This is a genomic window from Bradyrhizobium sp. USDA 241, from assembly GCF_049739505.1.
GTDB lineage: Bacteria > Pseudomonadota > Alphaproteobacteria > Rhizobiales > Xanthobacteraceae > Bradyrhizobium > Bradyrhizobium liaoningense.
Genome location: NZ_JBMGPZ010000004.1, coordinates 986,764 through 1,001,842, shown reverse-complemented (window position 1 = coordinate 1,001,842; position 15,079 = coordinate 986,764). Strand labels below are relative to the sequence as shown.

General features: G+C 66.2%; 12 protein-coding genes and 1 pseudogene. 2 read left to right on the top strand and 11 right to left on the bottom strand.

Translation table 11 applies throughout. The features are described from left to right. Positions 1-173 precede the first annotated feature (173 nt). A complete protein-coding gene (locus tag ABIF91_RS14505) occupies positions 174-1,466 on the top strand; it encodes a Spy/CpxP family protein refolding chaperone (protein ID WP_051052517.1) in 1,293 nt (430 codons plus the stop codon). A 32-nt stretch (positions 1,467-1,498) separates the two neighbouring features. Here ABIF91_RS14505 and ABIF91_RS14500 read toward each other — a convergent pair whose 3' ends face one another. The 11 genes and pseudogenes from ABIF91_RS14500 to ABIF91_RS14450 all read right to left on the bottom strand — a co-directional run bounded on the left by ABIF91_RS14500 (position 1,499) and on the right by ABIF91_RS14450 (position 14,150). Beyond that, complete coding sequence (locus ABIF91_RS14500) at positions 1,499-2,542, bottom strand: uroporphyrinogen decarboxylase family protein (RefSeq protein WP_028178799.1); 1,044 nt, start codon at positions 2,540-2,542, stop codon at positions 1,499-1,501. Between the two features lie 52 nt (positions 2,543-2,594). Then, the gene (locus ABIF91_RS14495; RefSeq protein WP_028178798.1) at positions 2,595-3,464 is read right to left on the bottom strand and encodes a fumarylacetoacetate hydrolase family protein; all 870 of its coding nucleotides are present in this window, start codon (positions 3,462-3,464) and stop codon (positions 2,595-2,597) included. 3 nt (positions 3,465-3,467) lie between these two features. After that, positions 3,468-4,127 carry a polysaccharide deacetylase family protein gene (locus tag ABIF91_RS14490; RefSeq protein ID WP_424579213.1) on the bottom strand — a complete coding sequence of 220 codons (660 nt, stop codon included), beginning with the start codon at positions 4,125-4,127 and terminating at the stop codon, positions 3,468-3,470. Between the two features lie 9 nt (positions 4,128-4,136). After that, positions 4,137-4,946 (bottom strand): ABC transporter permease, encoded by an 810-nt coding sequence (locus ABIF91_RS14485; protein ID WP_028178796.1) that lies wholly within the window; start codon positions 4,944-4,946, stop codon positions 4,137-4,139. A gap of 7 nt (positions 4,947-4,953) precedes the next feature. Continuing rightward, on the bottom strand, positions 4,954-5,760 hold the full coding sequence (locus ABIF91_RS14480) for an ABC transporter ATP-binding protein (protein ID WP_284282302.1): 807 nt from the start codon (positions 5,758-5,760) through the stop codon (positions 4,954-4,956). After that, positions 5,739-6,494 carry an ABC transporter permease gene (locus ABIF91_RS14475; protein WP_028178795.1) on the bottom strand — a complete coding sequence of 252 codons (756 nt, stop codon included), beginning with the start codon at positions 6,492-6,494 and terminating at the stop codon, positions 5,739-5,741. Before ABIF91_RS14475 ends, ABIF91_RS14480 begins: the two co-directional genes overlap by 22 nt. Before the next feature lie 6 nt (positions 6,495-6,500). Next, positions 6,501-7,463 carry an ABC transporter substrate-binding protein gene (locus ABIF91_RS14470; protein WP_028178794.1) on the bottom strand — a complete coding sequence of 321 codons (963 nt, stop codon included), beginning with the start codon at positions 7,461-7,463 and terminating at the stop codon, positions 6,501-6,503. A gap of 47 nt (positions 7,464-7,510) precedes the next feature. Next, positions 7,511-8,218 carry a GntR family transcriptional regulator gene (locus ABIF91_RS14465; protein ID WP_035670631.1) on the bottom strand — a complete coding sequence of 236 codons (708 nt, stop codon included), beginning with the start codon at positions 8,216-8,218 and terminating at the stop codon, positions 7,511-7,513. A 127-nt stretch (positions 8,219-8,345) separates the two neighbouring features. After that, a complete protein-coding gene (locus ABIF91_RS14460; RefSeq protein ID WP_028178792.1) occupies positions 8,346-9,212 on the bottom strand; it encodes a hypothetical protein in 867 nt (288 codons plus the stop codon). Between the two features lie 210 nt (positions 9,213-9,422). Next, a pseudogene (locus tag ABIF91_RS14455) lies at positions 9,423-11,871 on the bottom strand (adenylate/guanylate cyclase domain-containing protein). Between the two features lie 230 nt (positions 11,872-12,101). After that, the gene (locus ABIF91_RS14450; RefSeq protein WP_035670613.1) at positions 12,102-14,150 is read right to left on the bottom strand and encodes an AsmA family protein; all 2,049 of its coding nucleotides are present in this window, start codon (positions 14,148-14,150) and stop codon (positions 12,102-12,104) included. A gap of 236 nt (positions 14,151-14,386) precedes the next feature. Here ABIF91_RS14450 and ABIF91_RS14445 point away from each other — a divergent pair, with 236 nt between their 5' ends. Beyond that, positions 14,387-15,061, top strand: coding sequence for a Crp/Fnr family transcriptional regulator (locus ABIF91_RS14445; RefSeq protein ID WP_028178789.1), 675 nt, complete (start codon positions 14,387-14,389; stop codon positions 15,059-15,061). Positions 15,062-15,079: the final 18 nt, after the last annotated feature.

Here is a 15,079-nt window from a genome sequence, read left to right as displayed (position 1 = left end):
GCGGGCGCCTTGAACGTTGGGCCGCAGATTGCCTGTCTATGGACAGAGCGCACGGTCGCCCGCGACGCTTTGCCCTGTGTCTCTCCGGAACAATCGGTTCCCTCGCGCGTCATTGTGCTGCGACGCATTGCGCTTGGTGCTGGGAGGAGACCGAGGTGGCCAGGTCGGCGATCATGTCGGGACGCATGGGACTGGCTCTGGCCGGCGCGACCCTCGTGATTGCGGCGGTGTTGCTCCCCAACAAGGCGGAAGCGCAGTTCGGATTGCGCGGCGGTCCGCTTGGCGTTGCACGTTTCGCGGTCGGCCACATGCTCGGCCTGCCGCGCCTGCGCCACTCCCGCATGGCCGTGCGCGGCAGCCGATACCGTTCCGCTGCACTGAGGGCGCAGGATCCGCGCGGGGCCGAGCGCGGCCAGCTATCCAATCCTTACGTCCTGCGTGCGGCCCTCACGGCGCAGGCTGCGCTATCGGGCTGGCAGGGCGGCCGACGCCCGCAGGGTTGGTGGCGCCATCCCGACGGCAGCTACGGCTGGGTCGGCCCGGTGTTCTGGCCGTTCGCGCATGACGATCTCACCACCGCGATCATGTTCGGCGACACCACCAGCCTCTCGTTGTATGGCTATGGCGACATCTATGCCGCGATCTTCTCGCCCTATGCGGCGACGGAGCTCGCCGCCTACACCGCGCCGCAAAGCCGGCGTGGACGAAGGGTCCCGACGGCGGAGACGCTCTGCGAGGCCAGCGACACCGGCGGCCTGCCGGTCGACCGCATTGCCGCGGCCGTGACACCGAACGAGCTGCAGCGCACCGCTCTCGACGAGCTCGCATCCGCCTGGAATGCGGCGCGCGACTCCATTCACACCGCCTGCCCGGAGCAGGCACCCGCGACTGCGTCGGAGCGCCTCGGCCTGATGCGCGAGCGCCTCGAGGCCATGATCAAGGCGATTGACGCGATCGAAGCGCCGCTGGCGAAATTCACCGGCCTCCTCAATGATGACCAGAGGGCCAGGCTCAATGCCCTGGCCAACGACCGTCGCGCGGCACTGGCATCACATCAGCCAAAGGATTCGCAGAAGGATGCGGCCAGGGGTGCGCAGGCGGTGGCCGCCTGCCGGCCCGACTACGATCCCCGCTATGACGAAAAGGCGCAGCGCCAATACGAGCAGCTGGTCCAGCAGCAATGGCCCGCAAACGACATTGCCTCCACGCTTCGCCTCGACGAGGTGGCCCGCGCCCGCCTCGAGGTGCTCCAGGACACCACCCTGCGCACCATGCAGACGCTCAGTGCCTGCCCGACAGAGCCCGCCGCGACACCGCAAGCCCGCGTCGCGCCCGTGAAGGCGCGGCTGCAGACGATGCTGCAAGCCGTCGGCGACGTCACCGATGCGCTCGACGATTTCGAGGCGGATCTGAGCGACGAGCAGAAGGCGGGGTTCGAGGCGCTCGGGCCGAAGCGGGGGGCGTGACGCCGAAGTCGCAACTCCTCCCGTCAAAGTCGTTAGCCGACCTCCCGCCGAACCTTCGCCGCTGCGTCGCACATGGCCTTCAGCTTCCCGAACGCCGTCGCACGCGGCATGTATTTCATGCCGCAATCCGGCGCCGGGACGAGACGATCCGGCGAGACATATTTCAGCCCGTTGCGGATGCGTTCGGCGACGGTATCGACGCTCTCGATCGTGGGATCCGCGAGGTCGAGTACGCCGAGCATGATCTTCTTCGACGACAGGTCCTTGAGCACGCCGAGGTCGAGCTTCGGCTGCGCCGCCTCGATCGAGATCTGATCGGCGGTGGTGTCGTCGAGCTCGGCCAGGAAGGAATAGCCGGCCGGCTTGTTCGAGCCCGGCACGACCGCAGCATAGCCAAAGCAGAGATGCACCACGGTGGGCACCGTGATCCCTTGCAGCGCGCGATTGATCGCCTTGACGGCATAGCGCTTGGCGAGCTCCGGATTGTTGCGCACCCAGGGCTCGTCGAGCTGGATCACGTCGGCGCCGGCCTTTTGCAGATCGAGCGCCTCGGCATTGACGGCCTCGGCGAGAGCCATCGCGAGCTCTTCCTCGTACTTGTAGTACTCGTTCTTGGCCTGCTGGCTCATCGTGAACGGGCCGGGAAGGGTGATCTTCGCCGCGCGTTCCGTGTTCTTGCGCAGGAACTGCATGTCATGCAGCTCGACCGGGCCTTTGCGCCTCACAGGACCGACGACGCGCGGCACCGGCGTCTGGGTGTTGCCGGTGCGCGCCACGATCATCGCGGGATTGTCCCCGTCGATGCCGTCGAGCGCGGTGGCGAAGCGATTGGAGTAACTCTCGCGGCGGATTTCGCCGTCGGTCACGATATCGATGCCGGCGCGCTCCATGTCGCGGATCGCGACGATGGTGGCATCGTCCTGGGCTTCTCCCAGGTGTTCGGGCGGCAACCGCCACATGTCGTGCAGGCGTGTGCGCGGCACCACCTTCGACAGCATGGCGCGATTCACCAGCCATTCCGGCTGCGGATAGCTGCCGACCACGGTGGTCGGCAGGATGTGCGTCGGGATGGGCATGGGGTTCTCCTTCTTCTTGTTGTCGAGGCTTGTCGTTGTTGAGCGCGACTGTTCAGGCCGCGCGCGTTGCCGCGACCGATCCCTCGTCCTTGACGGGATTGCGCAGGATGCCGATGCCGGAGATCTCGATTTCGACGACGTCGCCGCCCTTCATCCACAGGGGCGGCGTGCGATAGGCGCCGACGCCGCCGGTCGTGCCTGTCACGATCACGTCGCCGGGCACCAACTCGGTGAAGGTCGAGCAATAGGCGATCAGGGCCGGCACGTCGAAGACGAGATCGGAGATCGGTGCCTTCTGCACCTCGACGCCGTTGAGCCGGGTGATCAGCGTCTGCTTTGCGATATCGGTCAACTCGTCGGTCGTGACCATCCAGGGCCCGAAGCCGCCGGTGCCGGCAAAATTCTTGCCCGGCGCGAATTGCGAGGTGTGGCGTTGCCAGTCGCGGATGCTGCCGTCATTGTAGCAGGCATAGCCGGCGACATGGCTGAGCGCAGCTTCACGCGAGATGCGGCGGCCGGCCTTGCCGATGATGACGGCCATTTCACCCTCATAGTCGAAACGTTCGGATTCCAGCGGCCGGATCATCGGCTGGCCGTGGCCGACCTGGCTGTTGGCGAAGCGGGTGAAGATCATCGGATGCGCCGGCGTCGGATGGCCGCTCTCGGCCAGATGCGTGGCGTAATTGACGCCGATGCAGAAGATCTTGTCGGGATCGGGAATGGTCGGCAGCAACGCGACGTCCTGCAACGCGTAGTCGGGATTCTCGCCGGCAAGTTTTCTCAACTCGTCGAGCGCCCCCTTCGCAAGCAGCGCCTTCAAGGTCGGATAGGACTTCAGGCGCTTGCCCGCATCGATGACGCCTTTGTCGGTGACGATGCCATAGCTTGCAGTGCCCGCGATCGTGAAGCTTGCGACTTTCATTGGTCAAACACTCTCTTCGATGGAGGAAACATAGTCGTTGATCGGAAGCACGATGTCGCCGCTGCGGATCGGAACGCATTGCGGCGGGAAATCCTGGCGGAGGCGCGCGCCGGCGGACTCGGCGCGGTCGAGGAATCGCTCCAGATGGTCCATGGCGCCGGTCGGCAGATCGTGCAGCACCATCAGCGTCCAGGGCTGCCGGCTGCACTGGTCGAGGGCGCGCTCGGTCCAGCCGTCGGGGTCGTCCCAGTCGCGCGGAATGGAGTTCCAGAGCACGCAGCTGTGTTTTTTGCGCGCGAGATAGTCGACGACGGAGGGCTTGAGCAGCCGCTTGTCGAGATTGCCGCCGCCACCGAACGGCCGGAACCAGCGCTGCGGATGTGCGAGATCGCCAATCGCGTCCTGCGTGCGTCCGATCTCGTTCTCTGCGGTATCGCGCCCGGATTGCTCGCCGAGCGGAATGCTGTGCGTAAAGGTGTGATTGCCGATCCAGTGCCCTTCGCGGTGCGCACGCTCCGCAAGGCCGCGCCGCTCCGGATCGGCGAGCTTCTCGCCGATGACGAAGAAGGTGGACTTGATCCCGCGCTCGCCGAGAATGTCGAGCACGCGTGGCGTCACGTCAGGGTCGGGACCGTTGTCGAACGTCAGGGTCAAGTCGTACACGCGAGTACCTCAGGTGGCCGGCTGCATCGCGCCAGAGGCGATGTCGTCGTTGGCCTGACCGGCGCGGGTGCCGGTCTGCCAGATCGCCGCCTTGCGCTCGATCCATCGGATCACGGCGTTGAAGCCGATCGCAAGAAACAGCACGAGCAGCACGCCTGCGAACACGTGCGGGCTGTCGAGGATCGTCCGGTAGCGCGAGATCAGGTAGCCGATGCCCGCCGAGGAGATCAGCATCTCCGAGACGACGACGCCGACGATGACCAGCGCACCGCCGACGCGCAGACCCGACAGCACCGTCGGGATTGCTGCCGGGATGATGACGCGGACCAGCCGCTGGCTCAGCGTCGCGCCCATGCTGCGGGCCGCGAGCAGGAGTTGCGGATCGATGGTCTGGATGCCGGCGGCAGTGGCGAGCATCGTCGGCAGGAAGCCGTAGATCGAGGCGAATGCGATCTTGGATTCGGAGCCGATGCCGAGCCACACGGTGAAGACGGGATAGAGGATCACGAGCGGCACCGCATAGAGGCTCGACACCATCGGCATGATCAGCACGCGCGGACGCGGCAGGCTGCCGACGATGGCGCCGAGCAGGATGCCGCCGCCGCAGGCGAACGCCATGGAGACCACGACCTCATAGAGGGTGACAGCAAGCGCATGACCGTATTCGCCCGCGTCTGTCCATCCCGCGATCAACGTGGACGACAGCGACGGCAGGAATAGTTCCGGGATCAGCCCGGCGCGCGGCAACAGCTCCCACAGCGCAATCAGGCCGATCACGATCAGATGTCGCAGCGTCTTCGCGCTTATCCTGGCACTCATCTCCGCCTCACGCTGATTTGCGGATGTGCCGCCAGATGCGGTCCCGCAAGCTCCCGAAGGCATCGCCGCTCAGCATCTCGTAGGTGCGCGGCCGCGGCAGCTGGACCTGGAGATGGTCCACGATGCGGCCGGGCCGTGCCGACATGACGATCACCTCGTCGGCGAGATAGACGGCTTCGGTCAGGCTGTGGGTGACGAACACGACCGTCTTGCCGGTCGCGGCCCAGATTCGCAGCAGCTCATCGCCCATGGTCATGCGCGTCTGTTCGTCGAGCGCTGCGAACGGCTCGTCCATCAGCAGCACCGGCGGGTCCTGCACCAGCCCGCGCGCGATCGAGACGCGCTGCTTCATGCCGCCTGACAGCTCGTGCGGATGACGTTTGCCGAAGCCTTCGAGCCCGACCAGCTTCAGCGCATCCTGCGCCTTGGCGCGCCGCTCGGCCTTGGGGACACCCCGCAACGCCAGCGGAAACTCGACATTGTCCTCCGCCGTCAGCCACGGAAACAGGCTCGCCTCCTGGAACACCACGCCGACCCTGTCGGGGTCAGGCTCCAGGATCGGCGCACCGCTGATCGTGATGGTGCCGGCGGTCTGCTGGCGCAGCCCCGCCATCATCATCAGAAGGGTCGACTTGCCGCAGCCGCTCGGACCGACCAGCACGACGAAGCGGCCGGGCTTGACCTCGAGCGAGACGTCCTCCAGCGCGACGACGTCCTGCGACCGGGTCTTGAACACCTGGCCGACATTCTTCACCTCGATCGCGCCGGCGCGCGCGGCGGGCTTGAGCGGGGTCACGTTCGCCAATGGCTGCATCGCGTTTCCACCCATCTGACAAGTTCGTTGAAGGTCATGGCGATCGCGGCGACCATCACGACGCCGGCGAGGAGCTGCTTCATCTGGAAATTCTCGCCCCAGGTCGCGATCTGGTGGCCGATGCCGTCGCGCGAGGCGTACATCTCGGCAAGGATCACGCCGGTGAGGTTGAAGATCATGGAGATCCTGAGCGCCTCCAGCAGCACCGGCAGCATGCTCGGCAGGTAGACGCGGAATGCCGTCTGCATCGGCGTGGCGCCATAGGAGCGCGCCACCGTCAGATGCTCGACCTTGACCGACTCCACCGCCGTGGTGGTCGACATGATCACGATGAAGATCGTCGAGAAGAAGCCGAAGCCGACCTTCTGGGCAAAGCCGACGCCGAACACGAGGATGAACATCGGCAGGAAGATCGATTTCGGGATGCTGAAGGCGAAGAACAGCAGCGGCTTGGCGACATCGGCGAAGTAGCGGTTCTCCGCCACCAGAAAGCCGATCACCGCGCCGAACGGCACGGCCAGCGCGAACGCGGCCAGCACCTCGGTCGCGGTCACCATCAGGTCCTTCTGCACGGCCGCGCGCTGCAGGAGATCGCCGAGCGTCACGAAGGTGTCGGACGCCGACGGCAGCAGGCGCGGATTGACGATGCCGGTGCGCGACAGCACCTCCCACAGCGCCAGGATCGCGACGATGATCGCGATCCGCGCCAGGTTGATGGCAAGCGTGCTCTGCATCGCCAACTACTTGGTCGGGACGGGCTTGAACTTGGTCGAGATCACGTCCTCGACCGGCACGATGTCCTTGAGCCCGCCGAGCTTGGCGAGGTCGAGCGAGAGCTGCACCGCCGCGCTCACATTGGCCGCGCCCATGTCGCCGCTGGTCTCGAGCTTCATGATCGTGTTGTCGTATTCGAGAGCGGCGATCTCCGGCGGCATTTCGTAGAGCTCGGCGATCAGCTTGACGGTGACGTCGCGATTGGCGCGCATGAACGCGACCGCGCCGTAGAGGGCATTCACCGCCTTCTGCACCAGCTGAGGCTTGGCCTCGGCGAATTTGTCGAGCACGATCCAGCCCGCGGTGAGGTTCGGCGGAACCGCGGTCGCGTAGTCGAGGATGGTCTTGGCCTCGCCGGATTTCGAGATCTGGAAGCTCAGCGGCGAATAGACCACGGCGGCCTCGACATTGCCGGCCAACAGGTTCGGCACCAGGCCGCCGCCGCCGACGGAGACGCGCGTGAAGTCGATCTTCTTGTCCTGAATGGTCCACAGCGCAAGCAGGTCCGAGCCCGAGCCGGCCGCGGTGATCGCCACCTTCTTGCCGTTGAGGTCCTTGACGTCGAGCGTCGATTTTGTCGGCACCATCAGCTGCCAGCCGAAATTGCCCATCGCGGCATTGGCGACGATGCGCGACATCACGCCCTTCTTGCGCCCAGCGGAGACCAGCGATGGCGGATCGAGGATGATGTCGGCCGCGCCTGCGGCCATGCCTTCGAACGTTTCCGCACCGCTGCGATAGATGGTCAGCTCGGCCTTGATGCCTTCCTTCTCGAATAGCTTTTGCCGCACGGCCGTCTCGGCGATCGTCGTCGGCCAGTATGTTTTCGTGGGCAGGCCGACGCGAATGGTGTCGGCGGCGCTCGCGGGGCCGGCGAAAATTGCGGCGGCGACGAGCGACATGAACGCGTGACGGCGATTGATCTTCATTGTTTCCTCCCGGTCTCTCTTTTTTTGTGTCGAATTTCTAGGGATCGTCAGGTCGTGCGGCTCACCTCCGCAATGCGCGAGGCGGCGAGCTCGACGAATTCCTTGGTGATGCCGAAATGCTTCGACAAGGCGCGAACTGCCGCATCCGCGTCGCGTTTCATCACGGCAGCGACGATCGCCTCGTGTTCGGCCTCGACGTCGCGCGGCTTGCCACCGAGCTCGCGACGGATCGAAAGACGGCGATATCTCTCGCTTTGCTCGTGCAGCACGTCGCGGAAGCCGAGCAGCCATGGCGAGCCGCAGGCGTTGACCAGCGCGCGATGGAAAATGCGGTGACGGATCACCCATTCCTCGTAATGCACGGTCGGATCATCGGGGTAGTGATAGGGGACGGCCTTCAGATCCGCCCAGGTCGACTTCACCGACGCGAGCCAGGACTCATCGCCCCGCTCGATCGAACGGCGCAGCGCGAGACCCTCGATGTCGATCCGGGTCTGTGTCACGTCGGCGAGATCGGCGAGCGACACCGGGCTCACGCGGAAGCCGCGCTGGTCCGACGCCTGCACGAGGCCGTCGGCGACGAGGCGGGACAGAGCCTCGCGCACCGCCGCAAGGCTCACCGAAAACGTCTTGGCGAGGCCGGCGATATGCAGCTTCTGACCCGGCAGCAGCCGCGTTGCCAGGATGTCGGCGCGCAACCGCTCATGCAGCGCCGACGTCAGGCTGCGCGGACCATCCCCGGGGTTTCCGGACATATCGAACTGAAGCGGACCCATCACGGGATGATTGCAAGGCGGCCCCTCGCGGTCAACAGAAAATCGAAAATCGATTTTTCTGGCGCCTGCTGGTTGAGCTTGAGGAGCAGCGGCACGCTCGGCGTGATCACCCGCACGCCCAGTCGAACTTCATATCCCTGAAGTCGAGCTGCGCGTTGCCGCCGCCGAAATTGCAGCCGCCGAGATATTCCTCGAACTCGATGTAGAACGGACTCATCTCCGGCACGGTCTGGCAGGGCCGCATGGTGCCGCCGAGATGATTGTGGGCGTGGTCCCTGGCCCAGTCATGCAGGCGGAAATTGTCGCGGCCCGGCCTGCCGCCGACATAATAGTAGTAAGGCTGATAACCGGTCGGCGGATTTTCGCGGACGTGCTCGTCCTGCGGTCCCTTGCCGGCATTGGGGTCGTTCGCGCGCGGCGTCAGGGCGATCGCGCGATTCTCGCTGAGATCCGCGCGCGGCGGAGCGGCGAACATCTTCCTCGCGTAAGGCGGCGCAGCCTCGAAGAAGGCGCTCGCGCCGCCGACGTCGAGCCAGCGCGGCCGCTCGGCCGTCGCCAGAGCCAGCGGTGCCGGCGGCGTCGCGAACGCGCCCTCGTATTCGGCCCGCGTCAGCAGCAGCGCGGCATATTCGTAGTCGAGGATGTCGGTCATGCGCGACAGGCGTGGATGGGATGTGCGCGCCATCACCGCTTCGCGGACTTCGGGATCATCGGGCGCGCCGCCGTCATTGTGATCGGGTGCCGTGGCAAAGAACGACACCGCGACGATGTCCTCGCCATGCACGCGATAATCCTCCGGCAGCAGCAGCGTGAAACCGTGCATCAGCGGATAGCCCGTGACGGGATCGAGCGGCCACTCTTCGCTCGTGATTCCCGGCGGCACCCCATAGACCCAGCCATGATCGCGCGCGCGGTCGGCGGGGCGGTCCAGCATCTGCAGATCATAAGCGCGCGAAGGCAGGGCAAATGCCACGGGTCGTCTCCCATCCGGATTCGGCCTCGCCGTCGAGGCGAGGGTTGGTCGCGGGGAGGACCGATGTGGTTCGGGGGATGCTACCATCCCGGCGGTGTTTCGCGCGATGTGTCAAACGCTTCGGCACCCGCGTGAAGGCCCCGCTAACCCATTGATTTTCTGACCCCCGTCTACTGTGCATGGGGTTGTTTTCGCACTTTTTTGTCTTGGCTACCCGCGCCGCCGCACCGCCGCGGCATCCACCACGTTCTCCACCTCCTCGCGCCAGCTCAAAATCTCCATCGCCAGCACGGGGTGATTGAAGCCCTTGAGCTGGAGATCGTCGAGGGCGCGGGCCTCGACCCAGGGCTCGACCATGCCGTAGACGCGGCGGCTCACCACGATCTGGTTGGGCCTGGCTTCGCCGCAGAGGCGGGAGGCGAGGTTGGTGACGCTGCCGATCGCGGCATATTCCAGCCGCTGCTCGAAGCCGACCTGGCCGAGCGTGGCATAGCCGAGCGCGATGCCGATGTCGAAGCCGAGGCTGTGCCCGCGGTTGCGCCAGCGCTCGGTCAAGGGGCCGATGGTGTCGCGCATCTCCACCGCCATCTTCACCGCGCGCCTGGTGTGGTCCTCGAACTGGATCGGCGCGTTGAACAGGATCATCACGCCGTCGCCGGCATATTTGTCGAGCGTGCCCTCGTACTTGAAGATCAGCTGGCCGAGCGCTGCGTGATATTCGCGCAGCACGTTCATCGCCTCTTCCGGCTCGGTCGCTTCCGTGAACGCGGTGAAGCCGCGCAGGTCGCAGAACACGACCGTGACCTCGCGGCGCTGGCTGGTGAGCAGCCCTTCCGGGCTGTCGGAGGAGGCGATCAGCTGCGCCACCTGCGGCGCCAGGAAACGCTCGAGCTTGCGGATGCGCTCGATCTCGCCGAGCTGGGTCCTGACGCGCGCCTCCAGCGACTTGTTCCAGTCCTTGAGCTGCTCGGTCTGCTCGCGCAGCTTGTCGGCCTGGGCGCGCACGGTCTTGTTCGCCGCCTCCAGCGCGTGGCTCTTGTGATCGACCTCGCTGAACAGCCGCGCATTGCGCATCGCCAGCACGGCCTGGTTGGCGAAGGTGCGCATCAATCCGATCACGCTGCCGGCGAACTCGCCCGCCGGCGCGGCGCAGCACCACCAGCGAGCCCAGCGTGCCCTGCTGGTCGATCAGCGGCACCACCAGCACCGAGTTGAAGCCGGCCGCGAGCGCGACCTCGCGCAGCGGCTGCTCCGCGGCATCGCCGAGCTCGGCAAGCGCGATCGGCTCGCCGCTGGCGGCGGCATCGCTCAGGATGTTCTCGCCCTGCTCGATGGTGACATGCGCGCCGTCGGCGGATTTGTCGATGCCGTTGGCCTCGACCAGGTTGAAGCGGCCCGCCTCGGCGTCGAAGCCGTAGATCAGCACCGCGTCGGCATGGGTGATCTCGATCGCACGGGCCGCGATGGTCGCAAGCACCGCGTTGAGATCGAGCGAGGAGGCCACCGCGCGGCCGACCTCCTCCAGCACCTTGAGCTCGTGGATCGACTGCGCGAGATCGCGGGTGCGCTCCTCGACCTTGGTCTCCAGGTGCGAATAGGTCTCCTGGATCTGGTCGGCCATGCGGTTGAACTGCCCGGCGAGGTCCTCCAGCTCGTCGGAGGTGTGCACGTCGATGCGGTGGCTGAAATCGCCTTCGCCGAGCTTGTGCGCGCCGTCGCGCAGCGCCGTGATAGGGATGATCATGCGGCGCGCCAGCAGCGTACCGGCCAGGATCGCGACCATCAGGCCCATGCCGATCAGCAGCGCGATGCGCACCAGCTGGTCGCGGATCGGCATCAAGGCCTGCGTCGTCGGCTGCTCGAACAGCACGCTCCAGCCGAGCTTCGGCACGATGCTCGCGGCGCTCATCACCGCATGGCCATTGAAGTCGGTGCCGGACGTGTCGGGCTCGTGGCCGGGCGCGATCGCGGCCGCAACCTGCGGCAGCCTGGAGAGGTCCTTGCCGATTTCGGGCCCTTTCGAGGACGTCGCCAGCACGCGCCCGCGTGGATCGACGACATAGGCAAAGGCCGCCTTGCCGACCTGGGCGTCCGACAGGAAGTCGGAGAGGAAGCTGAGATCGATCTCGGCCACGGTGACGCCGGCGTTGAAGCCGGAATGCGCCACCGAGATCGACATCAGCGGCGTCCGGTCGGCGAACCAGGCCGGCGCATAGCTGACGCCGCGGGCGACGGCGTCGGTGAAGCGCATGTCGCGGGAGAGGTCGGCGTTGCCGCCGGTCGTGGTCGATTGCCTGGAGACGCGCAACACCTCGCGGCCGTCGCCGTTGAGCTGGTACAGCTGGTTGACGTCGGAGACCTGGTGCAGCAGCTGGGCATAGTCGGCGCGGCGCTTCTCCAGCGTGTCCTGGCTCGCCCGCGTCACCCAGCTGATCTGGCGATCGAGCTCGGAGATCGACTGCTCGATCCGCCTGGCGGCTGCCTGGGCCTTGTCCTCCAGCCCGTCGGTCAGCTGCGTCCTTGTGGCGCGGTAGGAGATCCAGGTCTCCATCGCCCCGTTGACGGCGAGGACGAACACGACGAGGCCGACGAGGGAGACGACGTATTTGGCGAACAGGCCCCCGCGCAGAGATCGTGTCTTGTCGTTCGCTCCTGCCATCCCGATCCTCTCGCGCCGCCATCGACGCCGGCGCTGCGGGCCGTTCTACCACAATTTGGGCCATGGGGCCGTGGCGGGTCCGGCGGACCGGCCGGCGTGGTTACCCCCTGCGGACTTTCGGGCCGATGGAAGGGGGAAATTGCCGCAGCCTCATCCCGCTCGGAGGAAGCCGCAGGGGTCGAAGCCGATGCAAGGATCTGCCCGTGACGTCCAGCACGCCAGTCCTTCGGTCAGCGATTGAAGAGCTGCCGCAGTACGTCGTTCATTGGCTGACTGTCCTGCTGCGCCAGCGGCGGGTCCTCCAGAGCGGGGGCGGCAGGCGAGGCCTGCGGCGCCGGCGTGGAGGGCGTTGCCGGCACGCTGCGGCTGCGGCCGGGGCCGGTTGCTGCGCCACTGGAAAGCCCCTGCTGGATCAGATTGCCGATCGCCTCCCCCAGCGGGCCGCCGAGCAGATTGTTCTGGCCCGGCTGCTGGGCTTGCGGATTGGCATTGCCGGGCGCATTGCCGCCGCCCGGCGCGGTGGCGCCACCCAGCCCGAGGCTGCCCAGGATGTTGCCGAGCCCGGCGCCGTCGGGGCCGAACAGGCCCTTGCCCATCTCGCGCAGCTTGGCATAGGCGGCGTCCGGATTGTCCAGCATGCCGGCCATATCAGGATAGATCCGCGGCTGCGACCAGCTGCCCTGGATCATCACGGGAATACCGAAGCCGACCGGCTCGGAGGTGCGGCCCTGGCCTTCGGTCGTCATCACGAGCTTCGGCTCGACGCGAAAGCCCATCATCTTGGTGTCGAGCGCGATGGTGCCGGCGCCGGTCACGCGCACCAGCGGCCCGATCAGGTTGAGATCGGTCGTCACCGCCTGGCCCTTGTCGATGCGGAAGGAGGCCGAGAGCTGCGACAGGTCCGTGCTCTGGTCCTGGCCGGGGTCCTGATTTGCCTGCCAGCCGGACAGCATGCCCGTCGTCAGCGAGCGGATCATCTGCGCGACGTTGATGCCGCGGATGGCGCCGTCCTGGAAATTGACGAAGGCCGTGCCCTGCATGTTCGCCATCAGCGCGCGCTGACTGTTGCCTGCGCTGCGCAGGGCGAGCTTGGCCTGCAGCTTGCCGTCGATGCGGTCGAATTCGGCAAGGCCCTGGAGCAGCGGCAGCGCGCGCACGCCGACCAGATCGGAATGCATGGCAAAGCTCGGCGCGCCGCTGGTCGCATCCAGGATCACCTCGCCCGAGACCTGGCCGCCATAGGCGCCGAGATTGGAGGTGCCGGCCTTCAGCACGCCGCCGGCGAGCTTGGCGTCGAGCGCCAGCGGCGCGATGCGCGCATCGCCGATCAAGGCTTCGTTCGCGGAGATCCGCAACTGCGCGTCGACATAGTTGAGCCCGGACACGTTGATCGGCGCATCGCTCCAGGGCTGCCCGGCCGTGCCCTGCGGCGATTTCGCCAGCGGCATCGCGAGCCGCTGGAAATCGAGGTCGACCTTGACCAGAGGCTTGCTCGCGATGTCGACCGAAGCCCAGCCGTTGAATGCGCCGTCGCCGAGCCTGCCGTTCACGCCGTTGATCATCACCACATCGCGGTTGAGCCGCATCTCGGCGTGGCCGGTGAGCTGGGACTTCAGCACGTCAGGCATGTCGATGGCGAAATCCACTGGAACGGTTGGCCGTTCGCCCGGCGATGCCGGCGCGGTTGCCTTGATGTCGAACTTGGTCGGATGATCGCCGACGCGCGCGGTGCCGGTGATATTGACCTTGCGGTCGCGGTCGACGGTCGCGTCGGCGTTGATGGCGCTGATGCGGCCCTCGACACGATCGCGCAGGCGCGAGAATGCAACTTCGCCGTCGATCACCTTGATGCGGTCGACGGTGGCGCCATTGGTATCGAGCGCGAGCGGCTTCGACGGGGCGCCGGCGCTCGGCAGGCGCTCACGCAGCAGCGGCTGGTAGAGCACGGGATGGGTGACGACGAGCTCGCCGATCTCAGGGCGGCCGGACCATATGCTTGCGAGCGACATGTCGGCCTGCACGCTGTCGACCGTCAGGCGCGTGATGCCGCTGCGATCCCTGGGGTCGGCCAGCGTGAGGTCGTTCAGGGTGACGTTCAGCGTCGGCCACAGGCTGATCTTCGTGGTGCCGTCGATCGACAGGCGATAGCCCGTCGCGCTCTCGACGCGCGAGGCGATCGTGGAGGTCAGGAAGCCCGAGGGGATTCCCACCATCAGCAGGAGTGCGATCACGATGATGACGGCGGCCAAAGCTCCGCCGGCGAATTTCAATGCTCTCATGTCGACTTTCCAACGACGGATGATCGGCGTCGAATCCGGCAGATGACCCGTCCTTTGCGCCTTTAGTTTATCCCCGGACGGGAAGCGGCTCCAAGCGCGTAAAAATAGTCAGGGGGTACTGCAAAGTTATGTGACTTATGACACACTTCTCCGGCGCGGTTTTACGCGATCCTGAAGTTGATGGTTTCAAGCGATTTGACAGGAATAGTGACCAGGACGTTCACAAGGACATTGAAATGAGCAAGCAGGCCGAATTTGCGGTCATCCTGAAGATGAACCCGATGTTCGCCGATCTCGGCGCAGACGAGCTCCAGCGGCTGTCCAATCTCTGTCACACCCAGCATTTGGGGAATGGCGAGGTGCTGTTCCAGAAGGGCGATCCCGGGGACGCGCTGTTCGGCGTGCGCCGCGGCCAGGTCCGCATCGAGACCGGCGCCTCCGACGGCAGCCGGCTGACGCTGAATTTCATGGGGCCGGGCGACCTGTTCGGCGAGGTCGCGGTGCTGGACGGCCAAAGCCGCACGGCGGACGCCACTGCGGGCGAGACCAGCGAATTGTTCGTGCTGCGGCGCGAAGATTTCCTCGGCTTCCTCGAGCGCGAGCCAAAGGTCGCGATCAAGATCATCGCACTGCTGTGCCAGCGCATCCGCTGGCAGAGCGAGCGCATGGAAGAATCCATGCTGCAGCCGCTGCCGGTTCGCCTGGCGCGACGGCTCTGCGCGCTTGCCGCCGATTTCGGCTCCGAGGTCCACATCTCGCAGGAGCAGCTCGGCGTCTTCGTCGGCGCCGCCCGCGAGAGCGTCAATCGCCAGCTTCAGGCCTGGCGCAAGGAGGCGATCCTCGATCTCCAGCGCGGCCGGATATTGCTGCGGAACATGAGCAAGCTGACCGCGATCGCGCGGAACGAGTAGGGGAGGCGGCTGCTCGCG